Origin of the sequence: Pseudarthrobacter sp. NPDC080039, from assembly GCF_040702335.1 — a bacterium.
GTDB lineage: Bacteria > Actinomycetota > Actinomycetes > Actinomycetales > Micrococcaceae > Arthrobacter > Arthrobacter enclensis_A.
In genome coordinates this window covers 224,761-249,353 of sequence record NZ_JBFBKY010000006.1, presented here as the reverse complement: position 1 = coordinate 249,353, position 24,593 = coordinate 224,761, and the positions used below count along the sequence as shown (strand labels likewise).

The 24,593-nt window shown below is 66.6% G+C and carries 21 protein-coding genes; 9 read left to right on the top strand and 12 right to left on the bottom strand.

The window, feature by feature from the left end; translation table 11 throughout:
* From AB0313_RS09985 to AB0313_RS09965, 5 genes are all read right to left on the bottom strand, one after another.
* On the bottom strand, positions 1-494 hold a 494-nt coding region (locus tag AB0313_RS09985; protein WP_366305272.1), incomplete at its 3' end, for an SDR family NAD(P)-dependent oxidoreductase.
* 88 nt (positions 495-582) lie between these two features.
* Entirely contained in the window at positions 583-2,775 is a 2,193-nt protein-coding gene (locus AB0313_RS09980; RefSeq protein WP_366305270.1) for an alpha-galactosidase, read from the bottom strand.
* Positions 2,776-2,924: 149 nt separating this feature from the next.
* Entirely contained in the window at positions 2,925-4,268 is a 1,344-nt protein-coding gene (locus AB0313_RS09975) for a sugar ABC transporter substrate-binding protein (protein ID WP_366305268.1), read from the bottom strand.
* An 82-nt stretch (positions 4,269-4,350) separates the two neighbouring features.
* Positions 4,351-5,274: a carbohydrate ABC transporter permease gene (locus AB0313_RS09970; RefSeq protein ID WP_366305266.1), complete on the bottom strand. Its 924-nt coding sequence runs from the start codon at positions 5,272-5,274 to the stop codon at positions 4,351-4,353.
* A 10-nt stretch (positions 5,275-5,284) separates the two neighbouring features.
* The gene (locus AB0313_RS09965; RefSeq protein ID WP_366305264.1) at positions 5,285-6,217 is read right to left on the bottom strand and encodes a sugar ABC transporter permease; all 933 of its coding nucleotides are present in this window, start codon (positions 6,215-6,217) and stop codon (positions 5,285-5,287) included.
* Positions 6,218-6,398: 181 nt separating this feature from the next.
* On the opposite strand from AB0313_RS09965, the gene AB0313_RS09960 reads away from it, so the two are divergent.
* Together AB0313_RS09960 and AB0313_RS09955 are read left to right on the top strand one after the other, a co-directional pair.
* Positions 6,399-7,601: a Gfo/Idh/MocA family oxidoreductase gene (locus AB0313_RS09960; RefSeq protein ID WP_366305262.1), complete on the top strand. Its 1,203-nt coding sequence runs from the start codon at positions 6,399-6,401 to the stop codon at positions 7,599-7,601.
* 14 nt (positions 7,602-7,615) lie between these two features.
* Complete coding sequence (locus tag AB0313_RS09955) at positions 7,616-8,635, top strand: LacI family DNA-binding transcriptional regulator (protein WP_366305260.1); 1,020 nt, start codon at positions 7,616-7,618, stop codon at positions 8,633-8,635.
* Positions 8,636-8,639: 4 nt separating this feature from the next.
* Here AB0313_RS09955 and AB0313_RS09950 read toward each other — a convergent pair whose 3' ends face one another.
* The 5 genes from AB0313_RS09950 to acs all read right to left on the bottom strand — a co-directional run bounded on the left by AB0313_RS09950 (position 8,640) and on the right by acs (position 14,989).
* Positions 8,640-9,428, bottom strand: coding sequence for a DeoR/GlpR family DNA-binding transcription regulator (locus AB0313_RS09950; protein ID WP_141945953.1), 789 nt, complete (start codon positions 9,426-9,428; stop codon positions 8,640-8,642).
* 58 nt (positions 9,429-9,486) lie between these two features.
* On the bottom strand, positions 9,487-10,401 hold the full coding sequence (locus AB0313_RS09945) for a carbohydrate ABC transporter permease (RefSeq protein WP_366305258.1): 915 nt from the start codon (positions 10,399-10,401) through the stop codon (positions 9,487-9,489).
* Complete coding sequence (locus AB0313_RS09940; RefSeq protein WP_141945956.1) at positions 10,398-11,363, bottom strand: sugar ABC transporter permease; 966 nt, start codon at positions 11,361-11,363, stop codon at positions 10,398-10,400. The genes AB0313_RS09945 and AB0313_RS09940 overlap by 4 nt, the downstream gene beginning before the upstream one ends.
* Positions 11,364-11,450: 87 nt before the next feature.
* Positions 11,451-12,761, bottom strand: coding sequence for an extracellular solute-binding protein (locus tag AB0313_RS09935; protein ID WP_307308211.1), 1,311 nt, complete (start codon positions 12,759-12,761; stop codon positions 11,451-11,453).
* A 206-nt stretch (positions 12,762-12,967) separates the two neighbouring features.
* Positions 12,968-14,989 (bottom strand): acetate--CoA ligase, encoded by a 2,022-nt coding sequence (gene acs / locus AB0313_RS09930; RefSeq protein WP_366305294.1) that lies wholly within the window; start codon positions 14,987-14,989, stop codon positions 12,968-12,970.
* A gap of 406 nt (positions 14,990-15,395) precedes the next feature.
* Between acs and AB0313_RS09925 the strand changes: the two genes are divergently transcribed.
* From AB0313_RS09925 to AB0313_RS09915, 3 genes are read left to right on the top strand one after another with little or no spacing between them, the layout of a single operon-like run.
* Positions 15,396-16,841, top strand: coding sequence for a hypothetical protein (locus tag AB0313_RS09925; protein WP_366305256.1), 1,446 nt, complete (start codon positions 15,396-15,398; stop codon positions 16,839-16,841).
* A 43-nt stretch (positions 16,842-16,884) separates the two neighbouring features.
* Entirely contained in the window at positions 16,885-17,679 is a 795-nt protein-coding gene (gene nth, locus AB0313_RS09920; protein ID WP_141946768.1) for an endonuclease III, read from the top strand.
* Positions 17,676-18,353: a CoA pyrophosphatase gene (locus AB0313_RS09915; protein WP_141945961.1), complete on the top strand. Its 678-nt coding sequence runs from the start codon at positions 17,676-17,678 to the stop codon at positions 18,351-18,353. The genes nth and AB0313_RS09915 overlap by 4 nt, the downstream gene beginning before the upstream one ends.
* 3 nt (positions 18,354-18,356) lie before the next feature.
* Here the strand turns inward: AB0313_RS09915 and AB0313_RS09910 are convergent, their stop codons facing one another.
* Both AB0313_RS09910 and AB0313_RS09905 read right to left on the bottom strand, forming a co-directional pair.
* A complete protein-coding gene (locus AB0313_RS09910; protein WP_141945963.1) occupies positions 18,357-18,545 on the bottom strand; it encodes a DUF1508 domain-containing protein in 189 nt (62 codons plus the stop codon).
* A 160-nt stretch (positions 18,546-18,705) separates the two neighbouring features.
* Positions 18,706-20,442, bottom strand: a complete 1,737-nt coding sequence (locus AB0313_RS09905) for a bifunctional 3'-5' exonuclease/DNA polymerase (RefSeq protein WP_366305254.1) — start codon at positions 20,440-20,442, stop codon at positions 18,706-18,708.
* A 274-nt stretch (positions 20,443-20,716) separates the two neighbouring features.
* On the opposite strand from AB0313_RS09905, the gene ssd reads away from it, so the two are divergent.
* From ssd to AB0313_RS09885, 4 genes are read left to right on the top strand one after another with little or no spacing between them, the layout of a single operon-like run.
* Positions 20,717-21,757, top strand: a complete 1,041-nt coding sequence (gene ssd / locus AB0313_RS09900; protein ID WP_366305292.1) for a septum site-determining protein Ssd — start codon at positions 20,717-20,719, stop codon at positions 21,755-21,757.
* Positions 21,754-23,055: a TadA family conjugal transfer-associated ATPase gene (locus AB0313_RS09895; protein ID WP_366305252.1), complete on the top strand. Its 1,302-nt coding sequence runs from the start codon at positions 21,754-21,756 to the stop codon at positions 23,053-23,055. The genes ssd and AB0313_RS09895 overlap by 4 nt, the downstream gene beginning before the upstream one ends.
* A complete protein-coding gene (locus AB0313_RS09890) occupies positions 23,052-23,849 on the top strand; it encodes a hypothetical protein (protein WP_366305250.1) in 798 nt (265 codons plus the stop codon). Before AB0313_RS09895 ends, AB0313_RS09890 begins: the two co-directional genes overlap by 4 nt.
* Entirely contained in the window at positions 23,846-24,448 is a 603-nt protein-coding gene (locus AB0313_RS09885; protein ID WP_141945972.1) for a type II secretion system F family protein, read from the top strand. Before AB0313_RS09890 ends, AB0313_RS09885 begins: the two co-directional genes overlap by 4 nt.
* Positions 24,449-24,593: the final 145 nt, after the last annotated feature.

The following is a 24,593-nucleotide window of genomic DNA, read 5'->3' as shown; positions in this document are numbered from 1 at the left end:
GCGGTGCCGAGGTCCGAGAGGATGTCCTCGATCTGCTCTTTGGTGCGCCCGTAGGGGTTGTTGGCGCCGATCTCCATCTTCTCCACATAGGGGATGGGATTGTGCTCGCCGTAAACCGTGGCCGAGGAGCTGAAAACAATGGACCGCACGTCATGCCGGTCCATGACGCGGATCAGGTTCAGGGTGCCGACGAGGTTGTTGTAGTAGTACTTCAACGGCTCCTGCACGGATTCGCCGACGGCCTTGAGGCCGGCGAAGTGGATGACGGCGTCGATGGCGTTGCCGGCAAAGACCTTGTCCACCGCTGCCTCGTCCACGAGGTCAACCTTGTGGAATTCCGCGGCCTTGCCGCTGAGTTCGGCAACCCGCCGCAGCGACTCCTCGCTGGAGTTGACCAGGTTGTCCATAACGACCACGTCGTGGCCGGCTTCCTGCAGGGAGAGGACGGTGTGGGAACCTATGTAGCCGGTGCCCCCGGTAACCAAAACCTTCATGTGATTCCTTCAATTACGCCAAGGCTGCCCCGCCGCCCCGTGCCGGAATAGGCCGGGGCGGCCGGGGCAGCCTGGAATTCGTGGACTCTTAAAGCGCCGTGACTTTCAGCAGCAGCGCGTGTTCGGGGTTGAGGATGGGCATGGGCAGCCCCACTTCGGCCAGGAAGTTACCGTTTGCCTCCGCGCCTCCGGCAAGCCACGCCGGGGGCTGGACCTGGGTGAAGGTGTGCGCGTAGTCGGCGTCGTCCGTGGTGGGGAAGACCGCCTCCACTTTGTAGGCGCCTTCCGGGTCCAGCCCCGGGAAGCCGATCCGGCCGGGGACTTCCGCTGCCGAGGTGCGGGTGCTGACCAGGGCGAACAGTGCCGCCGTCGTGCCTTCCGCGGTCGTCCCCTCCGCAACGACGCCGTGCAACAGCAATGCTTCGTCGGCGACGTCGGCGTTGACGCGGCGGCCGCTGTGGATCAGGTCCCGGTGCTCCTTGTACAGCCCCACGACGCGGCGGAGCTCCTCGCGGTCCTTGCCCTGGACGCCCCGGATGTCCCATTCCATGCCGAAATGCCCGAACAGCGCCGTGATGGCACGGAAGGACAGATCGTGGGTGCGGGCGGTGGTGTGCGACGTGGTGGGGCCGATGTGGCTGCCCACCAGTTCCGGCGGAACCACCGCGCCGGTCCAGCGCTGGATGGTCTGCCGCTCCAGTGCGTCGTTGCAGTCGGATGCCCAGATCCGGTCCGTCCGCTCCAGGATGCCCAGGTCCACCCGGGCGCCGCCGGAGGAGCAGCTTTCAATTTCGACGCCGGGATGGGCCTTCCTGAGCTCATCGAACAGCCGGTAGGCGGCCAGGGTCTGCGCGTGGACTGAGGGGCGGCCGGCGTGGCCGTGTTCGGTCAGGTCGCGGTTCTGGTCCCACTTCAGGTAGCTGATCTTGTTCCCGGCCAGGAGGGCATCGATCCGGTCAAAGACGTACTGCCACGCCTCGGGGTTGACCAGGTCGATGACGTGCTGGTTGCGCCATTCCAGGGGCAGCCGGCCGCCGTCCTTGTGCGGGGCAGCGGAGGGGCCCACTATCCAGTCCGGGTGTGCCCGGGCGACGTCCGAGTCCAGGTTGACCATTTCCGGCTCAACCCACAGCCCGAACTCCATGCCGCGGGACGTGACAGCCTCGATCAGCGGGGTGAGGCCTTCCGGCCAGACGGTCTCGTCGACGTACCAGTCGCCCAGGCCGGCATGGTCGTCACGGCGGCCACGGAACCAGCCGTCGTCGAGGACGAACCGTTCCACGCCAAGGTCGGCCGCGGATTCGGCCAGCTCGATCAGGGTGTCCAGGTTGTGGTCGAAGTACACCGCTTCCCAGGTGTTCAGCACTACCGGGCGTGGTTTGCCTGCGGGCAGCCCGGTGGACGCTGCGGGCAGGACGTGGTGGGCGCGGGAGCGGAACCAGCTGTAGAAAGCTTCGGTGATTCCGTCCAAACCGTGGTCCGAGTAGGCAGCAAACAGGGCGGGGGTGGTGTAGCTGCCGCCCGGTTCCAGGATGACTTCGGCAGGACCCAACAGCTCGGAGCCGCCGATCGTGGTCCGGCCGTCTCCGATGGTGTCCGCGAACTGTTCGTGGTTGCCACTCCAGGCCAGATGGGTGGCCCAGACCTTGCCGTGGCGGTTGCCGAAACCGCGGGTGCCCGCGGCGAAGAGCAGGGAAGAGTCGTGCCCGGTGCGGCCGTGCCGGCCGGTCCTGACCCAGGTTCCCTGCTGGATGCTGTGCCGCTGCGGGTGGCGTTCCCTGCACCACCGGCCGGTCAGGTCGAGGAGTTCGACGGCGTCCGGCGCCACGGGCAGGACGGTCGCCAGTTCATCGACCTGGAAAGGGGTGCTGCCCTCATTGGTGAGGGTGTGGCGCAGTTCCAGCAGGCCGCCGTCGTGGAGCGTCAGGTGGGACGAGACGCTCAGTCCGGCGTCGGCGTCGGCCTGCACAATGGTGGCGCCGGCACCTTCGGCGTTCACGGACGTGACGCGGAGGCGGGGCGAGAAATCGAAACCGGCGCCGTCACCCGTGATCCGATGCCCGCGCAGGGCCGGGCGGCCGCGCCAGGACGAAGAGGCTTGGGGGAGGAGGCCGGCGGGGACCCTGGCGTCGATGGAGGAATGCCCGACTGGTCCGCCGAGGACGCCAAGGTCCGGCAGCGCGGCACCGAGGTCCGCGCCCCAGTGGATGACCTCGGCCTCCCCGCTGTCGAAGCTGATCAGCAGGCTGGTGCCGGCGGAACGGAGGTGCAGGGGATCCATAGGAGGTCTCTTTCAGTATTCAGGTTGCGTATTAAGGTACGCGCAGGAGGAAAGTTCCGGGAAGGGGGACGGCCGGGTGCCGCCGCCGCGGGGGCAGGGCGGCACCCGGCCCAGTGGCTGCGACCACATACGCAGCCATGGATGGGGGCCTACTTGAACAGGGCGTTGACCTGTTCGTCCGCCTGGGTCAGGGAACTGGCGGGGGTTTTGCCGGAGACTACGGCGTCCATGGCCGGCTTCATAATGCCGTCAACCTTGGCCGCTTTGTCAGCGATGGGGAAGAGGAACGTGGTACCGTCCTTGACCTGCTGGCTGAAGGGAGTGACGTCCACACCCTTGGCCTTGAAGGCGTCCACGGCCTTGTCTGCGGAGGTCTTGATGGCGGGGAAGACGACGGCCTTGGAGGCCACAACGTCCTGGCAGGCAGCGGAGCCGAGGTATTCGACCCACTTGGTGGCGGCTTCGGGCTTCTTGGTGCCGGCGTAGATGGAGTCCGCCAGGCCGTTGTACATGCTGGAACGCTTGCCGTTGGGACCGGTGGGGGTCGGTGCGATGCCGACCTGGACGTCCTTGTAGCCGGTGTACTGGCCGATCATCCAGGATCCGTTGGCGTTGATCACGGACTTGCCGGCGGCGAAGGTGTCCGCCATGCTGGCGCCCACGGTGGTTTCGAGCTTGGGCATGTAGCCCTTCTGCGCCAGACCGGCGAACCAGTCCATGCTCTGCTGGAATTTGGGGTCATCGTAGTTGAAGTGCGTGCCCCAGGGGTTCTTGTCCGTGTGGGTCCAGCCGGTGGTTCCGGTGAGGTAGCTCCACTCGGTCTGCCCCTGGCCGGAGCCGGACCCGTTCAGGCCGATGCCGTAGACGGCGACGTTGTTCTTGTCGAAGCCGGGCTCGTCGCCGCGCTTGCCGTTCTTGTCCACCGTCAGGTGGGCGATGGTCTTTTCGTACGTGCCGCCGTCCTGGGGGTTCCAGGCCAGGGTGGCCATCTGTTCCGGGGTGACGCCGGCATCTGCGGCGAGCTTTTTGTTGTAGAACAGGGCGATGGTGTCCCAGTCCTTGGGGAGCCCGTAGCGCTTGCCGTCCTGGCCCACCCACAGGTCGGCAAGTCCGGAGTTGTAGATTCCGGTGTCGATGTTGTCCTTCTTGACGGCGTCATCGAGTGCCAGGATCTGCTTGTTCTTGACGAATTCGGGGTACTTGCTCAGGTGGTCGGTGAAGACGTCGGGCGCCGTGCCGGCGACGAAACCGTTGGTGAGCGTGCCCCAGTAGTCGTCCCAACCGCGCTGCGTGATCTTGACGGTGATGTCCGGGTTGGCCTTGTGGAAGTCGTCGGCGCACTGCTGGTAGGCCGGGAGTTGGTTGGCGTCCCAGAGCCAGTAGTTGATTTCGCCCTTGCCGGCTTCGGCCGATCCGCCGCTTCCGCAGGCGGAAAGTGCCAGGACTGCGGCGGCGGCCGCAGCGAGGGAACCGAGGGCTTTCTTCTTGTTCATGGGAGGTCCTTTCAGGGGTGTTTCCGGGCGCGCCGCCATGGCGCGTGCGGGGATAGTTACGCGGGGAGTTACGGGAGGGGAGTTACTTGATGCCGGAAAATCCGATGGAGTTGACGATCTTCTTGCCAAAGGCGGCGAACAGGATCAGGACCGGAAGGGCCGAGACCAAAGTGGCCGCCATGAGCCCGGACCAGTCGGGGGCGCCTTGTGGCGACTGGGACTTGAACACGCCCAGGCCTACCGTGAGGACGCGGACGGACTCGTCCTGGCCCACGAGCAGGGGCCAGAAGTATTCGTTCCACTGGCCGATGAAGGTGAGCAGGGCCAGCGTGGCGAGCGGGGCTGCGGCGTTGGGAAGGATGATCTGGAAGAAGATCCGCAGGTGCTTGGCACCGTCGAGCATTGCCGCCTCCTCGACCTCACGGGACATGTTCAGGAAGAACTGGCGGAGGAAGAAGATGGCGAACGGGGTCATAAAAATGTAGGGGAGGACCAGGCCGGCCATGGTGTTCAGCAGGCCCAGGTTCTTGATCAGCAGGAAGTTCGGCAGGGCGGTGAAGATGGGCGGCACCATCATCGTGGCCAGGAAGAGGCTGAACACCGCGTTGCGTCCCCGCCAACGGAGCCGGGCGAACGCGTAGGCCGCCATGGCGCTGAAGAACACGGCCCCGGTGGTGGTGATCGATGCGAAGAGTATGGAGTTGCGGAGATAGCTCCAGAAATCGATCTGGGCGCCGGAGCCGCCCTGGGCCACGGCTTCTTCCGGTGACTGCAGGCCGAAGACGCGCTGGAAGGCGCCCAGGTTGAAGTCGGCGGGGAGAAGGTTGGTGGCGTTGGATCCCAGTGCCCCGTTGGTGGACAGGGCGGTCCGCAGGACCCAGTAGAACGGGAGGACGGACACGGCGACGGCGATGGCGACGAGGGCCCAGGCGCCGGCCCGGCGCCAGTTGAACGGACGACGCCGGCCGGCCGGCCGGGCGGGAGCGGAGACTCTTGCAGTGGTCATGGGGGCGTCCTTAGTCCAGGTCTGATTCATTGCCCTTGAGGAACTTCATCTGGATGAAGGCCACCAGGGCGAGGATGACGAAGAGGATGACGGCCAAGGCGGAGCCGTAACCGAAATCCGATTCCGTGAAGGCCTTTTGGTAGATGTAGAACTGCAGCACGCGGCTGGCATTGACGGGACCGCCCTGGGTGGTGACGGCGACCGTGTCAAACACCTGGAAGGAACCGATGATGGTGACGATCAGGACCAGGGCCAGTACCGGGCGCAGCAGCGGCAGGGTGATCTTCCGGAAGGTCTGCCAGGGGGACGCGCCGTCCAGGTTGGCCACCTCGTAGACATGGCTGGGGATCGCCTGCAGGCCCGCAAAGATCAGGAGTGCCGTGTAGCCCATGTGACGCCAGGTATTGATCAGGGCCTGGGTGGGGATGGCCCATTCCTCGCTGCCGAAGAATGCAACCTTCGGCATGCCCAGCGCATCAATGAAGTAGTTGACGATGCCGATCTGGTAGTCCAGGAGCCAAAACCACAGCAGAGCCGCAATCACGTTGGCCATCAGGTAGGGCAGGAGCAGTGTCCCCCGGATGAGCGTTGACTTGGCCACCCGGTGCATCAGGAGGGCCAGGCCCAGGGCCAGCGCGGTCTGCAGGACGATGTTAATCACAACGTACTGCGTGGTGACGGCCAGGGCGTTCCAGAAGAGGGGGTCCTTGCCGATGGCCTCGTAGTTGGCCGTCCCGATCCAGGTTGGATCCCCGAGGATGCTGTATTCGGTGAAGCTGAGGTAGATGCCGCGGAGGGTGGGCACCAGGTAGAAAACGATAAATCCGATCATGGCCGGGGCGATGAAGAACAGCGCCACCTTCATGTCGCTCTGCCCGCGCCGCCGCACTGGGCGGAGCAGTGTCCGCTCGGCCGTACTGGCGTTCCTGGTAAGGGTGGTCATCGTCGACCCTTTCCTGTGTGTGATGGAAGTAACAAGCTGAGGGCAAATCTACACGAGTAGATACTGGGAGGCAAGGGAAAGATTTCTTCTTTACGGCAGGCGATTTTTATCCATATTTAGGATATTGACTCGAGTAGATAGTGCTGTAAGACTCAGGTATCCCCTCACGGAAGGCATGACAATGACGTTCTCCATAGGCATCGTGGGCGCAGGCCAGTTCGGCACCCAGTTCGTTCACTTGTTCAACCTGCACCCCGGCGTCAACGGCGTTTACGTGGTTGACGAGCTGCCGGAGCGGGCCGCGGAGGCTGTCGGCCGGTACCACCTGGCGGGGCAGAAGGCGGACTTCGACGCCCTGCTGGCCTCCGACGTGGACGCCGTCGCCATCTTTACCCAGCGTTGGACCCACGGCCCGCTGGTGGAGCGGGCGCTGCGTGCAGGCAAGCACGTGTACTCTGCCGTCCCCATGGCAATCTCAGAAGAGGAGATTGAGCGCATCATCGAGGCCGTCCGCGAGACCGGGAACGTGTACATGATGGGGGAAACCAGTTACTACAACCCCGCCACTGTCTATGCACGGCAGCAGCATGCCGCCGGCAGGTTCGGACGCGTCTTCTACTCCGAGGGTGACTACGTGCACGACATGGACCTGGGCTTCTACGATGCCTACCAGTACAGCGGCGGCGAGCGGTGGAAGGAGACTGCCAGCTACCCGCCCATGCTCTACCCCACCCATGCAATCGGTGGCGTGCTCGGTGCCATCCCCGCGCACGCGGTCAGCGTCAGCTGCGTCGGTGTCCGGGACCACCGCAACGACGGCGTGTTCGACAGGGACATCAGCATGTTCGGCAACGACTTTTCCAACGCCACGGCCCTTTTCGAACTCAACGACGGCGGCGTCATGCGCACGAATGAAATGCGCCGCGTAGGCTACCCCTCCCACATCCGCGAATCCCGGTTCCGCTTTTTCGGTACGGAGGCAAGCTTCGAACAGCTGGCCAAGGTCACCGTGTGGCAGGACAAGCAGGACGTCCACGATATCTCCGAACAGATGGAAACCCGGCCCAGCGTCCCGCTGGACGACCCGTCCCTGGCCCACGTCGCACCGGAACTCCGGGACGCCTTCGTGTCCGGTCTCTCCCCGGTGCACGACGCCGACCGGCTGCCGGAGGAGTTCCGCGGTGCGCCCAACGGCCACGAAGGCAGCCACCACTTCCTGGTGGATGACTTTGTCACTGCCGTGAACAACCGGTCCCTGCCTCCGGTCAACGCGTGGGTTGCGGCACGCTTCACCCTCCCCGGAATCGTGGCCCACGAATCGGCCCGGCAGAACGGGGCCCGGCTGGCGATCCGCGACTTTGGCGACGCCCCGGCCACTTCGTAGCTAGCATGTACTCCATGACCACTTCGGCTGTGCCGGCGCCGCGCGGGCCCATAACGCGGAAGGACGTGGCGCGCTACGCCGGCGTCAGCACCGCCGTCGTCAGCTACGTTGTGAACGGCGGCCCGAAGAACGTGGCCCCCGCCACCGAAGCCAAGGTGCAGGACGCCATCCGCGTGCTCGGGTACCGTCCCAACGCCGCCGCCCGTGCGCTCAAGCTGGGGTCGAGCGAAACGCTGGGGCTCATCGTCCCGGACATCTCCAACCCGTTCTTCGCACTGTTCTCCCATGCCGTGGAGGAAGCCGCAGCAGCCCTTGGCTACGCCCTGGTGCTGAGCAACTCGGACGGGAACCTGGCCAAGGAGCGGCGGAACATCCGCAACCTGGCTGCCCGGCAGGTGGACGGGGTGCTGCTGGCCAGTGTCCTCTTCGAGCCGGACCTGGAGGCGCTGGAAACGGCGGACATCCCGTCCGTGCTGTTGAACCAGGAACGCGATGCCCCCGGTTTCAACAGCATCGGCGTGGACCTTGCAGCGGGCGCCCGGATCGCGGTGCAACACCTGATCGGCCATGGGCACACCAACATCGGCCTGGCGATGGGCACCAACGTCTCTGGCTCCACCGACGGCCGCGAGGTTGGCTGGCGCGATGCCCTGCAGGAGGCGGGCCTGCCCGAGGGGCCCATCATCTACAGTGCCTTCACCCGCCCGGGGGGCTACGTTGCCGGGCAGCGGCTGCTGGCGTCGGTGAACCGGCCCACGGCCATTTTCGCCACGTCCGACATGCAGGGAATTGGGCTCCTGCGCGCCATCCACGAAGCCGGGCTATCCGTCCCAGGGGACATTGCGGTGGCGTCCTTCGACGGTTCAACCGACTCCGAGTATTCGTGGCCCCCCCTGACCACGGTGGAGCAGCCGGTCGCGGCGATGGCCGAGGCTGCCGTGGCGGCGCTGGTGGGTGCGGGCCGCGGGGAGAAACCGCGGCACCGGATCTTCCCCACCACATTGCACATCCGGCAGTCCTGCGGCTGCCCTTAGCGTTTCAGGGCTGGCCGGCGATCCGCAGCCGGCTGACACTCTCCTCAAGGATGCGCCGTGCATCGGCGGAAAGGCCGGCGTCGCTGATCACCTCGTCCGCCTCCTCAAGGGCGGCGATGGTGCTCATGCCCTGGGTGCCCCACTTGGTGTGATCCGCCAGCACCACCAGCTTGCGTGAGGCGGCCACGAACGCCCGGTCTGTCTCGGCCTCCAGGAGGTTGGGAGTGGTGAAGCCTGCATCGGGGTCCATGCCGTGCACCCCCAGGAACAGCAGGTCAAGGTGCAGCTGCTTCAGGGCCGCCGTCGCGATTGGTCCAACGAGGGCGTCCGACGGGGTGCGCTCGCCGCCGATCAGTATCACTGTGGAGCCGAAGGGTGCACCGGCCGCTGCACCCTGGTGGAAGAGATCGGCGATGCGCACGGAGTTGGTCACCACCGTGATCCGGGGGCCCTTCACCAGTTCCTGTGCCAGTGCCCAGGTAGTGGTCCCGGCGCTGAGGCCCACCGCCATTCCCTCGTGGACCATCCCCGCGGCTTCGACCGCGATGGACCGCTTTTCGGCCGGAAACTGCGTGGACTTCAGCTCGAATCCGGGCTCATGGGTGGTGGCGCCGCCGGGAAGTTTGGCGCCCCCGTGGATCCGCTCCACCTTTCCGCTTTCCTCCAGGAGCTCGATGTCCCGGCGGACGGTCATGAGCGAGACCCCCAGCTGCTGGGCGAGGTCTGACACGCGGACCACCCGTTCCCGCTGGACTGTGTCCACGATGGCCTGGTGTCGTGCGGCGGGGAGCATTGAAATCCTTTCAGGAGGGGATAGGGGGAGGTGCGTCCCCGTCAGTGTCCATCTTCACCTACCCTTTGCTGGAACCCAGCGTCAGGCCCGCCACAAACTGCCGCTGCAGGAGGAGATAGATCACCAGCGTGGGGATGACGGTGATGACCGCACCCGCGGCAAGGAGGTTGTAGTTGCTCAGGAACTGTCCCTGCAGGTTATTGATGGCGGTGGTGATGGGGAGCCGGTTGCCGCTCTGGATGAAGAGGAGCGGCCAGAAGTAGTCGTTATAGATGAAGATGACCTCAAGGGTGCCCAGCGCGGCGAACGCGGGACGGCAGAGCGGCATGATGATCTCGCGGTACTGCCGCCAGATACCCGCACCGTCCACCAGCGCAGCTTCGGTCAGGTCCGGGGAGAGCGCCTTCATGTAGTTGGAGAGGACGAACGTGCAGAACCCCATCTGGAACGCGACGTGGATGGCGATTACCACGATGTACGTGTTCAGCAGGTTGCCGGAGTCGCTGAACGAATACGGCACCTCCAGGTGTTTGGCCATCTCGAAGAGGGGCGCAGCCAGGACCTGCGGGGGCAGGAGGTTGCCGGCCGTGAACATGATCAGCAGGGTGATGTTGAATTTCCAGTTCACCCGGCTGACGGCGAATGCCATCAGGGAAGCAAGGAACAGCGTCAGAAGGACGGCGGGGACCGTGATGATGACCGAGTTCCAGAAATCCGTGGCGAACCCGCCTTGGGTCCAGGCCTGGACGAAGTTGTCGAAGTTGAAGTCCCCCGCCACGCTGAAGTAGCCATGCTCGTTGGTGGAGGCAACGGGCCGGAGCGCGGTGAACAGGGCCCACCCCAGCGGAACCAGCCACATGACAGCCATGGCCACAAGGAAGATGTGTGTCCCGTAGTGGCGCTTGGGCCGGCTGCCGGAGCGGGACAGGATGGTGGTGTCGTTCCCGGCGGTGCGGGCAGTGGCAATGCTCATGATTGGTTCTCCTTGCCGAAGGTCCGGCTGAGGTAGAAGACGATGGGGACGAGCGAGATGACCAGGAGGACCACCGCCAGGGCGGACCCGACGCCGATGACTTGTCCCTCGCCCACCAGGTTCTGGATCACCAGGGCGCTGAGCATTTCCAGGCCGTTGGTGCCGCGGTTGATGACGTATACGACGTCGAAGGCGCGGAGGGACTCGATGATGGTGATCACGACGATGACAATGTTGATGGGACGCATGGCCGGGAAGACCACGCGGAAGAAGGTCTGTACGGCATTGGCGCCGTCGATGGCTGCGGCTTCCTTCAGGCTCGGATCGACGCCCTTCAGCCCCGCCAAGTAAAGGAGCATGACGTAGCCGGCATGCCGCCAGGTGGCTGCGATCAGGGCCGCCCAGATGTTGACCGAGGAGTCTCCGAACCAGTCCACGGCGTTCGGCGTGCCGGCGGTGCCCAGGAGGAAGTTCAGGAGCCCGTTGTCGCGCTGGTAGAAGAGCTGCCAGATAATGCCGATCAGGGCGAGGGACAGCATGACGGGCGCGAAGAAGATGCTTTGGTAGATCTTGCTGCCGCGGATGTTCTGGTCCAGGAGCACGGCCAGCAACAGGCCCAGCGGCGTGGCGATCAGGGCCAGGAAGAGAAGCCAGAGCATATTGTGCTGAACCGCGGGCCAGAACGGCGGGTAGTCCTGGGAGATGAATTGGTAGTTTTCGGCTCCCGCCGGACGGATGTCCGCCAGGTCCAGCCCGTTCCAGCGGGTGAAGCTAAGTCCCACGGACATCAGCGTGGGCAGCCAGACGAGGGCAAGTTCGATCAGGGTGGGGATGCCTACCATCAGGGACAGGACCAGTTTGTCCCGCCCGGACAAACGGCGGACGCGCCCTCCTTTGATGGCGCGGGGGCGGGCAGGTTCCCGGGCTTCCGGCGGGATCAGTTCTTGTGCGGTGCTGCTCATGGAAATCTTTCCCTTGCTGGGGCGTGGTGCAGGTGGGAAGGACGACGGCGGAAGTTCCCTGCCGCCGTCGGCCTCCCTTTGATGGGACTACTGCGCTGCGTAAAGCGTCTTGGCCTGGGCCTCAAGGTTCTTGACGTCCACGCTGCCGTCCTTGATGAAGCTCTGCAGGGCGGGGATCATCACGTTGTTGGCCATGGCCGGCAACGCGTCGCGGTCAAAGAACTGGCTGATGTACTTGGCGTTCTTGATGGTGTCCGCGCACTTCTTGTTGAGTGGCGTGAACTTTGAGGTGTCCGCACCATTTGCGGTTGCGATATTCGAGTTGTCCACCTTGGCGTAGGCGTCCTGGGCCTCGGGTGTGCCAAGGAACGCCAGGAAGTCCCGCGCCGCCTTGTTGTCGCCGCCCTTCTTGGACAGCAGCAGGCCGTCGATGGGGGCTTCGACCGCATCGCGGCCTTCCATGGCAATTTCAGGGAAGGCAAAGAAATCGATGTCGGCGAGGACCGTGGGGTCGGTGAACTGCTGGGTGACGAAGGAACCAAGGAGGTACATGCCGGTCTTCTTCGCTTCCAGTGCCTTTGCCGCGTCCTGCCAGGTCTGGCCGAGTGCCGCCGGATCCTGGAACGGAAGGAGCGCCTTCCAGGTGTCAAAAACGGTGCTGACCTTCTGCTGGTCCCAGGATTCCTTGTGGGCGCAAAGGTCCACGTGGAACTGGTAGCCGTTGAGCCGCATGTTCAGGTAGTCGAAGGTGCCCATGGCGGGCCACCCGTCCTTGTCGGCGAATCCGATGGGGATGATGCCGTCGGCCTTCATTTTAGTGGCGAGCGTCTTCAGCGCGTCGAAGGTTGCCGGAACCTCATAGCCTTTTTCGGCCCAGAGGCTCTTCCGATAGAAGAACCCCCACGGGTAGTTGTAGTTGGGAACGAAGTACATCTTCCCGTCGGGGCCGGTGGAGGCCTTCTTCAGCGCATCGGAGAAATTGCCGCCGATGGTCTGCCACACGTCGTCAATGGGGGCCAGGAGCCCCTTGCCGGCGTAGTACTGCATCCGGTAGCCGGCAAACCACGTGAAGGCATCGTCCGGTGAGCCCTGCAGGTAGGAGTTGATCTTGTTCTGGAAATCGTTGTGGGGGACAACGTTGGTGGTGACCGTCTTGCCGGTTTTGGCGGTGAAGGCGTCGGTGACGGCCTGGTAGGCCCGCTTGGGGACGTCGTCCGAGGCCCCCGAGCCGAAGGTCAGGCCGGACGATGCCGAACCCGTGGCCGAGGGGCCGCTGCCGCCCGTGCAGGCCGCCAGGAACGGGATGCCGGCAAGGCCTGCTGCCCCCACACCGACGGTCTTGAGGATGGTCCGCCTGCTGGGCAATGCCGTGGCCGACGCATCGAACTTTGAAGGCATGTTCTCTCCCTTGAAAAAATAGCCGCGTGTGAGGCACCTCACATGGAATGACTATAACCTCGCAAAAGCGAACATGGAAGAACGTCAAGTAACATTTCTGACATCAAATTTTTTGAATCGTCACAAACAAAGTTGGCGCCGCCTTCCCCGTGATCACGGGTCAAGCGGCGCCAATTAGGGCCCGATGGCGGAATACTAAGCCGATGTTACTTTCTGAGCGACTGTGCTATTTCCTGCATGATCGTGGGGTCGGACAGGGTAGTGGCGTCGCCCGGATCCCGGCCTTCGGCGACGTCCTTGAGGAGGCGGCGCATGATCTTGCCGGACCGGGTCTTGGGCAGTTCAGGCACCACCAGGATGTTCTTGGGTTTGGCGATAGGCCCGATTTCCTTGCCCACGTGGTTGCGCAGTTCCTGCACCGTTTCGTCGCCGTTGTTTGCGGCATCGCCCCGGAGGATGACGAAGGCGACGACGGCCTGGCCGGTGGTTTCGTCCGTGGCGCCCACGACGGCGGCCTCCGCCACGGCCGGGTGGCTCACCAGGGCGGATTCGATCTCAGTGGTGGAGAGGCGGTGCCCGGAGACGTTCATGACGTCATCCACCCGGCCGAGCAGCCAGATGTCGCCGTCCTCGTCCTTCTTGGCGCCGTCCCCGGCGAAGTACATGTTCTCGAACCGGGACCAGTAGGTGTCCTTGAACCGCTCGGGGTCGCCCCAGATGCCGCGGAGCATGGAGGGCCAGGGCTCGCGGATCACCAGGAAGCCGCCGTGGCCGTTGGGGACCGATTCACCCATCTCGTCCACCACGTCCACGGCGATGCCGGGCAGCGGCACCTGCGCCGAGCCGGGCTTGGTGGCGGTGACGCCGGGCAGGGGGGCGATCATCTGGGCGCCGGTTTCGGTCTGCCACCAGGTGTCAACGATGGGGGCCTTGTCCCCGCCGATGACCTTGCGGTACCACATCCAGGCTTCGGGGTTGATCGGCTCGCCGACCGAGCCCAGCACGCGGAGCGAGGTGAGATCGTACTTGGCCGGGATGTCCGAGCCCCACTTCATGAAGGTGCGGATGGCGGTGGGGGCCGTGTACAGGATGGAGACCTTGTACTTCTCCACAATCTCCCACCAGCGGCCCTGGTGCGGGGAGTCCGGGGTGCCTTCGTACATCACCTGCGTGGCGCCGTTGATGAGTGGCGCATAGGTGACGTAGGAGTGGCCGGTGACCCAGCCGACGTCGGCCGTGCACCAGTACACGTCCGTTTCCGGGTGCAGGTCGAAGACTGCCCGGTGGGTGTAGGCGGTCTGGGTGAGGTAGCCGCCGGTGGTGTGCAGGATGCCCTTGGGCTTCCCGGTGGTGCCGGAGGTGTAGAGGATGTAGAGCGGGTGCTCGGAATCGTGGCCCACCGCGGTGTGCTCGGCCGATGCCGTGCCCACCGTGTCAGCCCACCAGTGGTCCCGGCCCTCCTGCCATGCCACGTCCTGTCCGTTGCGCTTGACCACCACGACGTTCTGCACGGTGTGGCCGTCGTGGGCAAGCGCGTCGTCGACAGCGGGCTTAAGGGGGCTTGGCTTGCCACGGCGGTAGGTGCCGTCGGCGGTGACCACCAGCTTGGCCTCCGCGTCGTCGATGCGCGAACGCAGGGCTTCTGCGGAGAACCCGCCGAACACCACGGAGTGGACCGCGCCGATGCGGGCGCAGGCCAGCATGGAGATGACGGCCTCGGGGATCATGGGCAGGTATACGGCTACGCGGTCGCCCTTGGCGACGCCCAGGGATTCGAAGGCGTTGGCGGCCTTCTTCACCTCCGTGGTCAGTTCCGCGTACGTGTAGGTCCGGGTGTCGCCTGGCTCGCCCTCGAAGTAAATGGCCACACGGTCCCCGTTGCCGGCCTCAACGTGCCGGTCCAGGGCGTTGTAGGCGGCGTTCAGTTCCCCTCCGACGAACCACTTGGCGAACGGCGGATCGGACCAGTCCAGGGCCTGCGTGAAGTCCTTGCTCCAGGTCAGCAGCTCCCGGGCCTTCTTGGCCCAAAAGGCCGGGCGGTCGGCATTGGCTTCCCCATACTCTGCTTCGGTGACAACCGCGTTGGCCGCGAATTCGGGGCTGGGCGGGAAGGCACGTGTCTCGTGCAGGAGGTTCGCAAAGGCGTCGCCCTGATGGCCTTGCTGATCTGCGGCCTGGGCGGAAGCGGACGGAACGGTGGCCGTGGAGCTGGGAGTGTCCTGGGACATGTGAACCTCATCATTCATAGATCTTTGCTGCGCGGGACGCCGCCGCGGCAGGACCCGCCGCTTGCACGGCGCCGGGCTCCAGCCGGGGCGGACGAACCGCAAAGAGCTGTTCCGCAACCAAGCCTAATGCTTGCCGCGCGCCTCTGTGCGCCGCGTCACAAATGCACCAGCGAGCGGCATTTTTTAAGCGGTGAATGGCGTCTTGATGATGCCGCCGGCGGCCCCAGCGGCCTGTGCCAGGTAGTGATCAGCTTGGCTGTTGACTAGGCTGAGATGGAATTGTGACTTCACTTGGGACCGCTCCGGCAGCAGGCGAACAGTGCCTCGCCGGGTCCGGACCGCTTGTCAAGACGGCACAGTCTTCGGGTCCCGACAGGCCCGGTGCCGCCACGCTAAGGAGAGCAGAATGAACCAGCAGAGCTTTGGGCAGCGATCGGGCCCGCAAACCGGGGCGGAGGCCGGTGGCCGCGGACCCGCCGCCGGGGGATCGGCACCGGCTGCCGCCGGCACCGCAGCCAAGGGACAGGCTGCAGGGCAGAAGGCTGGCTCCGGAAAGCTCGACCCCAACGCCAACCAGGCCGTCCTCGGCCCGTTCACGGTCCGGGATCTTGCCGTCTTCGCCGGCACCCTGATCCTGTTTGTCGCTTCACTGCTGCCCCTGTTCGGTGCCAGGTACAACCTGTGGAACCTGAACAACCTGTTCTTCCTCGGACTGGGCATCATCCTGCCGCTGATCGCGAGTGCCCTTTTCGCCGCACGCCGCTTGGCACCCGCCACCAAAATCCGTGTGGGTTCGCTCTCGATCGACCAGTTCGCCTCCGTGGTGGCGTCCTTTGCGCTGGCCTTCTTCTTCCTTTCGGTGGCCGGAGCTTACGTGGCCAGCCTGCTCGTGGGCCTCGTAGGGTCGGTGGTCCTGTTCGCCGCCACGGTGCTGGGCCGTTTCCTGCCCTACCTGTCCGGCGACTTCAAGGACCGACCGGAAGCGCCGGCGCACCTCGTGGCCCGGGAAGCTGCGGTCCCCACCCGGAAACCGCGGGCCCCCAAAGCGCCCAAGCCCGAATCCGGCTCCAACCAGTCAAAGGGTGGCTTCAAGGGCGCCGGTATCTTCGGGGGTGCCGGTGCCGGGTCCTCCGCCGTCCAGCCGGGAACTCCTGGACCTGGCCCTGAGCGCGACGGGTCCGCCCACATGCCCGCCACCGCAGCAGTGCCCGTAACCACCGCGGGGGCTGCCGGCGCTGCAACCGGCGCCGCCGGCAGCCATGCCCCGGCGGCCGAACCCGGGGCAGCAGCAGGCCACGCAACCGCGCAGCCGCCCACCCCGGCTTCGCCTGCGGCACCTTCGCCTGCGGAAGCTTCGCCCACCGCAGGCGCCCCCGCGCCGGCTGCCGCATCGCCCGTGTCAACCGCACCCGAAGTCTCCGACCGGACACCCGACGTGTATGCCGGACCGCCCACCCAGGCAGCCGACGTCGTCCGCCCTGCTTCCGCACCCGCTGTGGAGGAAACCCGGCACGGGGACGTCCCGGCAGGCAACGCTCCGCAGCCGGCGTGGGAGCCGCCCGCTGCCACCGCCGTCCACCAGCAGGTCCGTGCAGATCAGCCCATCGGTGCAACAGTGGACCCGGCCGGACGGAACGACGATACTGACGGCCATCCAACCCACGAGGCCTTTTGGTTCGCCGTCGCACAGCACCGCACCGCGTTCGATCCCCGCACCGGCGCGCCTGCTTTCGTGATCGAACCCGGCGGGTGGGTGCTGGCGCTTGAAGACCGGGGCCATGAATTCCTGGTCCAGCACACTGACGGACGGCTGGGCGTCCTGCGCGACCTCAGTAACATCGAGCGCGGCTGACGCCGTGGCCGGGGTCCGCTCCAAAGCCGGCCAGACCGCCGGGATGCCGGTGGTCTCGTCGGAGTCAGTCCTCGCCCTGAAGCGGCGCGCACGGCGCATCCACCGGGCCCTGGCCGAAAAATACCCCTACGCCCATGCGGAACTGGATTTCCGCAATCCGTTCGAGCTGCTTGTGGCCACCGTCCTGTCGGCACAAACCACTGACGTCACCGTCAACCAGGTCACCAAGGTGCTGTTTGCGCGCTGGCCCAACGCGCGCTCGCTGGCCGAGGCGGACCCCGCCGAGCTTGAGACCATTCTCAAGCCCACGGGATTCTTCCGCGCAAAATCACGGAACGTCCTTGCGCTGTGCACCCGCCTGGTGGACGACTTTGACGGTGAGGTCCCCGGCCGGATGGAGGACCTGGTCACGCTGCCCGGCGTCGGCCGCAAAACGGCCAACGTGGTGCTGGCCAACGCCTTTGGCATCCCGGGCATCTCCGTGGACACGCATTTCGCCAGGCTGGCCCAACGGTTTGGATGGACGCAGTCCGGGGATCCCGTGCAGATCGAACAGGACGTGGCAGAGCTGTTCGAGCGCAAAGACTGGACCATGCTGTCCCACCGCGTGATCTTCCACGGCCGCCGCGTCTGCCACGCCCGCAAGCCTGCCTGCGGTGCCTGCCCCGTTGCAACGTGGTGCCCCAGCTACGGCCTGGGGGAGACCGACCCCGTCAAAGCCGCCAAACTCCTCAAATACGAGCTTGCCCCCGGCAGCGAGGAACTGCTTGACCAGTACCTCGCTGAACAGCACAGGGCTGCCGAGATCAGGATGGCTTCGCAAAAGAGGGTTCCATGAGCGCACGCCACGACCTGGCGGAGCTGGTCCGGCGGGCGGAATCCGGAAGGGCCGGCCCACCGGACCCGCGGTGGGCCGCACTCACTGTGGATGCTGCACGTGCCCGGAGGGCCGCCGTCCTGATGCTCTTCGGCATACTCGATGACGTCCCTGCTGAATCGGACAAACCGCTGGCGCCCGCAGACCTCGACGTGCTGCTCCTGGAGCGCGCGCACACTCTGGGGTCGCACCCGGGGCAGGTGGCGTTCCCCGGCGGCACCATCGACAGGGGCGAAACGCCCGTCGCGGCGGCGCTCCGGGAAGCCGAGGAGGAAACCGGGCTGGACTCGGAGGGCGTGGAGGTACTGGGCACGCTGCAGGACCTCGGACTGGCGCACAGCAACTTCCTGGTGACCCCGGTCCTGGGCTGGTGGCATTCCCCGTCGCCGGTCCGGGTGGTGGACTACGCCGAATCTTCACAGGTGTTCCGCATCCCGGTCCGGGACTTGCTGGACCCGGACAACCGGGTGATGGCCACCGTGCACCGGGCAGGCCGCACCTTCGACAGTCCTGCCTTCACCGTCAACGGGGTGGTGGTGTGGGGATTCACCGGGATAGTGCTGAGCGGCCTGTTCGACCAGCTCGGCTGGTCTGTCCCGTGGGACCGGAACCGGCTGCATCCCATCGGGGCTTAGGTATCAGGCCTGCTGGCGCAAGTCCACCACGATGCCGGTAGCCGCGTTTTCGCGCATGGCCCTGATGCCGTCGCGGAGGTGGTTCAGGGACTTGAAGGTTGGCGAAACCGCAACAGTGTTGCCCTCGGAGTCGGTGAGCCGCAGCCGGTACGATTCATCGCCTGCACGGTGGATTTCAAATCTTCCCGCCATGGACGGGGACCTCCCTGGATATGCGTCATTGCATCAGTGTGGACCGGTCTGCTTCAGTCGCCGCCTTTGACTGTAACGTCCGTCACCGGGCCCGTATAGCTACCACCGGGTAGGTTACTTTGCGTCTCGCGAATCCGGCAGCAGCCCCGTCCTGACCCTGCTATTTGGCCAGGTCATAGGAGTCGACGACGGCGAGGCTGACCGGGAACTCCACGGGGATGGGGCCGAACAGGAGCTCCTTGGCAGCTTTGGCTGATTCTTCGATGGCCCTGATGCAGGCGTCCACGCTCGCCGACGGCGCATGCACCATCACCTCGTCGTGCAGGAAGAAGACCAGCTCAGGCCGCACACCTGCGTTGGAGCCCCCGGCAGCTGTCGTTTGGAAGGTGCGCAGCCGCCGTCGTAATTCTGCAAGCCAGCACGCCGCCCAGTCCGCCGCCGAGCCCTGGACCACGAAGTTACGCGTGAAGCGGCCCCGCGACCGGGCGATCGACTCGGCCCGCCGCTGCTCCTCGGCCGTGGCCGACCGCTGGCTTTGGAACCAGCGCTCCGACGGGGGAGGGCTGCTGCGGCCCAGCCTCGAGGTGACCGTTTGGCCTGCTTCGCCCGCCCGTGCCGCCCGCTCCACGAAGTCGACGGCGCGTGGATAGGTGCGTGCCAGCTGCGGCATCAGCCGGCCCGCTTCCCCGGACGTGGCCCCGTACATGGCTCCCAGCAGGGCCATCTTCGCTTTGGCCCGGTCCCCGCCGAAACCCTTGGCCGCGATCCCGGCGTAGAGGTCCTGGTCCCGCGCCGCCTCCGCCATGGTGGAATCCTTCGCGAGGGCCGCCAGGACGCGGGGTTCAAGCTGGGATGCGTCGGCGACGATGAGCTTGTGGCCGGGATCGGCGTGCACGGCACCGCGGACCTGCCGCGGAATCTGCAGGGCACCGCCGCCGCGCGATGCCCAGCGCCCTGACACCACTCCACCCACCACGTACTCGGGGCGGAACCGGCCGCCGTCCACCCAGGCGTCAAGCCAGGACCAGCCGTTGGCCGTGTGCAACCGGGAGAGCTTCTTGTACTCGAGAAGCGGCTCGATGGCCGGGTGGCTGGACTCCCTCAGCTCCCACTTGCGGGTGCTCTTCACCTCGATCCCGTTGCGGTGCAGGGCCCGCATCAGGTCCTGTGGCGAATCCGGGTTGAGTCCGGGGGCGTTAAGCAGGGAACGCAGCTCCGCGGCAAGGGCTTCGAGCTTTTGCGGACGCTGGCCGGCAGGCGGCCGCGGTCCCAGGTGATCGGCCAGTATCTTTTCGTGCAGGTCCTCGCGCCACGGGACGCCTGCGTGCTGCATCTCCGCTGCCACCATCGCGGCCGCAGACTCCGCCGCCAGCAGCAGCTGCAGCCGGTTCCGGCGGTTTTCCGCCGTGTCCACGGCAGCCACGGCGGCCTGCTGGGCGGCATATTCGCCCCGGAGGTCCGCCAGGGACCAGCCAGGCGCGGTCCCGGCGGAGGGGTCGTCGAACAGTGCGCCCTGGTCTGCCGGGGGACGCGGCGGCAGCAGCGCTTTGGGGGGAAGCGCCGGGTCCTCCACGGGCACCCGCTCGCTGTTCAGGGCGTACTCCGTGTGGGCGCTGAACTGTGAAAACGCCAGGATGTTGCCGCAGAGGCTGACGTCGTAGCACCGCTCCACCTCCACCCCGGAGGCGAGCAGCCGGGGGTACCAGTCCTGCGTGCGGCGCCAGATCCAGCGCGGCGGCTGGCCGCCGGGGCGCTGGGCTTCCATTTCGCGGACGACGGCGGCAAGGTCGCTCAGTGCCACCACTTTGGGTTCGGAGTGGGCTGGCTGGGTGCTGCCCGCCTGGGTCAGTTCCTGGATGGCCGCGCCGCGGGGGTGGGCGGCGAGCAGCAGGTACATCCTCCCATTCTGCCCTGTCCGGGGAGCGTCCGGATCCGGGTTGTCCACATAAGGGATGTGCTCCCTTATCTGCGTTCCGCCCCCGCGGCAGAGTGGCTCCATGAGCAGGCACCAGATGAACGCATCCCCGTCCCGGCCGGAGGGTCCGGGCGGCTCCTTGCCGCCGGGGGGAACGGCGGCATCTTCCCGCGGGAGCTTTCTGCCTGACAGCGGCGCCGGGGCCGGTGCTGCCTGGCTTCCGGATAGATCAGTTGCGGATGGGACAGGCGGAGTCCTGCTGGTCAGCGCCTCCACCGTCCTCCGCGGCGAGGTGGAGCGGATAGTGGCGGCCGCAGGCGCCCACCTGCGCGTCGTCCCGGATGCGGTGGAGGCCGGACGCTACTGGGATGACGCCTCGGCGGTCCTTGTGGGCAGCGATATCAGGGAGCTTCCGCCGCGGCGGCGCACTCCCGCCGTAATGGTGGGCCCCGCTGGCGAGGGCGACAGCCTGTGGCATCTCGCGGCTGCGCTGGGGGCGGAACGGGTTGCCGTGCTGCCCGATGCCGCCGCGTGGCTGGCCGACCACCTCAGCAGGTCGCGTTCACCTGGGCCCGGCGGCCTGGTCCTTGGCGTCATCGGCGGCTGCGGCGGTGCCGGGGCCACTACCGCGGCCATCTGGATAGCCCAGGCAGCGGCATGGCTGGGCGTCCGCGTGCTGCTTGTCGACGGTGACCCCTGGGGAGGCGGCCTGGAGCTGGCACTCGCGGCTGAGGAAGCTCCCGGCCTCCGGTGGCCGGATCTCGCGGAAGCCAGGGGCAGCATCGACCCCCTGCAGCTTGCTGATTCCCTCCCTGTTGCCGGCGGCTTCTCCTTCCTGTCCTGGCCGGCCACCCGCGAGAAGCCGTTCCCGGTGGCGGCTGCCGCCGCGGCCGGTGTGCTGGATGCCGCGCGTCGCGGCTATGAGCTGGTGGTTGTCGACGTGGGTCGGGGCGCGGCACCCATCCACACGGTGGCGTGGGACTGCGACAGGATCATGGTGGTGGTGCCGGCCCAGCTGAAGTCGGCCGTGGCGGCCGTGCGCATGCTGCAGGAGCTTCCCCCGGTGGAGGCGGCGCTGCTGGTGCGTGGGCGGCCCGGCACCGCGCTGGACGGTGCGTTGATTGCCGATGCCGTGGGGCTGCCCGTGCAGGGCCGCATACCGGAACTGCGTGCGGTCGCGGGGGCCATGGAATCAGGACGCCTGTTGGATCTGGGAAAGCGCCGCAATATCCGGCACTTCGGTGCCAACGTGCTCGACTGGCTCGGGGAGGACCTGCAGGCAGGGGAACTGACATGACTCGGCTGCCGGGCAGTTCCAGGGATGCTGCGGCCCGGAACGCGGGCGGTGCAACAGGGGGCAGGGACGTTGGCGGCCGGCGCAGCGCACGCATCCTGGAAGCCAACCGGGCCGACCGCCAGGACCGAGGCACCGCCGGCACAGGCAGGACGGTTGACCCGGGGCTGCTCGAAACCGTCCGGGAGTCCATGATGGCGGAGGCCGGAGCCGTGACGCCCTCCAGGGTGGCCGCAGCCGTCCAGGCTACCGGGAAGCTGTTGGGCACTGCGGGCTCGCTTGCCGCCGTGGAGCGGATCAGCGCCGAGCTCAACGGGTTGGGGCCCCTGCAGGAGCTCACCCGGGACCCTGGCGTAACGGACATTTTCGTTAATGCTCCCGACTCCGTGTGGGTGGACCGGGGCCAGGGCATCGAACGCGTTCCCGTCCTGTTCGATGGGGAAACGCAGTTACGTGCATTGGCCTGCAGGCTTGTGGCTGCAGGCGGCCGCCGCCTCGACGACGGTTCGCCCTGCGTAGATGTCAGGCTTGCCGGCGGTTACCGTGTCCACGCCGTGTTGCCGCCGGTATCCACATCCGGGACCCTGCTGAGTGTCCGGATCCGGAGGGAGCGCGTCTTCAGCATGGCGGAGCTGGCCTCGGGCGGCATGTTCCGAGGGGGAGTACAGGCGGTGCTGGAATCAGTTGTGGCCAGGAGGCTCAGCTTCCTGGTCAGCGGTGCCACGGGCTCCGGAAAGACCACTTTGCTCTCCACGCTGCTGGGCCTCTGTTCGGCAGAGGAGCGGCTGGTGCTGATCGAGGATGCGTCTGAACTGAATCCTGTCCACCCCCACGTGGTCGCCCTGGAATCACGTCACGGAAACCTTGAAGGCGGCGGCGCCGTGGATCTGGGCGAACTCGTGCGGCAGGCGCTGCGCATGCGGCCGGACCGGCTGGTGGTGGGGGAGTGCCGCGGGGCTGAGGTGCGGGAACTCCTGACCGCCATGAACACGGGGCACAGCGGCGGCGGAGGCACCATCCACGCAAATACGGCGGCAGCAGTTCCTGCCAGGTTGAACGCCCTCGGTGCGCTCGCAGGCCTGGGCACCGAAGCCGTGCGGCTTCAGGCTGCGAGCGCGCTGGACGTCATCGTCCACGTGGGCAGGACGGGGCGGGGCAGGCAAGTCCTGTGCATTGGGCTGATCGACGACGGACCGGACGGCCTGACGGTGGTGCCGGCCCTGGGGGAGTCGGGTGCGCCCGGTCCCGCGTGGCCGGCTCTGGCCGCCCGGTTGGATATGGACCCCGAGGAGATTCTGTGACCCTCCTCTTCAGCGGACTCCTCTGCAGCGCTGTGCTGCTGCTCCTCAAACCGCCTCTGGATGCTGCCTCGAGGTTGCGGGCAGTAAGCGGGCGGCACCCCGGGCCACCTGTCGTACGAAAGGGCCGGAAGCTGGCAGGGGCCAGGACGGCCGGTGGAAGAACGGCCAGGAAGCCGGGGCCGGGCCTGACCCTGATGGTGCAGCAGTTGGCTGCGCTGCTGAAGGGTGGACGGACGGCCGGGCGGCTGTGGGACGAGCTGTGGACCGTGTACGGCGCCGGGGGCGAAGACAGGCAGCGCATGAACGAGCAGATCCGGTCCGGGGCGCTGTCAGTGGGCTCAACTACTGTCCTGGCATCGGCCCGGGCAGCCGCGGCAACAGGCGCGCCGGTTGGTGAGTCCATCCGGCGCGCGGTTTCCACCGTGTTTGCGGGCAGGGATGGGGAGGCCCGCACCTGGTTCCAGTTGGCTGCCTGTTTCGACATCGCTGAAGCCAGCGGTTGTCCACTGGCCGACGTGCTGACCCGTTTTGCGGCCCAGCTTGAAGCCGAGGAGGACTCGGACGCGGCCCGGCAAACAGCGCTCGCCGGGCCCAAAGCCACGGTCCGCCTCCTGACCTGGCTCCCCCTGATGGGCCTTGGACTCGGTGCGGCCCTGGGAGTGGATCCGCTGGCCACGCTGCTGGGAACACCCCTCGGCCTGGCTGCTTTGATGGGCGGAGTGGTCCTCACCCTGGCTGGCAGGGCCTGGTCCGCCCGTCTTGTTTCGGCCGCTGCGGGGGTATCAACCCCATGACACCGGGCTGGGCTCCGGGACTGTCGCTGTTCCTGCTGCTCGCGGCGGCCGCCTGGCTTTCCTGTTCGGACCAGGGGCGGCCCCGGCAACGGTTGCGCCGGCTGCCCCGTCCGGGCCCGGGGATGAAGCTTCCCGGCAGCGCGCAGGGAGGGAACCCGGGCATTGGCTTGAACGATTCGGCCATGATGCTTGAACTCGTGGCGGCGATGCTTGATGCCGGAGCCGGCATTGGGCGTTCCCTTGAGCTGGTGGCCGGCTCGGCCGCACCCCAATACAGGGACGCCCTGCGGCCGGTGGTCTCAGCGCTGGCCATCGGAGCCGATTGGGATACAGCCTGGCGCAGCTCAGCGGTCCGCCGTCCGGAAATCCTGGAACTTCGGGACGCCCTCGGCTTCGCAGCGCTGACCGGGGCGCCGTCGTCCGCGATCCTGTACGCCCAGGCGGCAAGGCTTCGCCGGGAACGGTTCCGGGCAGCGGAAAAGCGGGCGGCGTCGCTCGGGGTGAAGCTGGTGGTTCCGCTCGGCCTCTGTTCGCTCCCTGCCTTCATCTGCCTGGGAGTGGTTCCGGTGCTGCTCGCCATGGTTCCATCCGGTACCTAGCAGACCTGGCATCTGCCTGCATCCGGACCCAACCCGTCCTCCACATCGAAGCAGGAACCAGGCTTTTCCACTTAGCGCACCTTGTGCCTTACCGGCGCCGGCCGGGCCGGGAAGAGTCAAAGCAGCCGGCAAAAACCGGCCACCG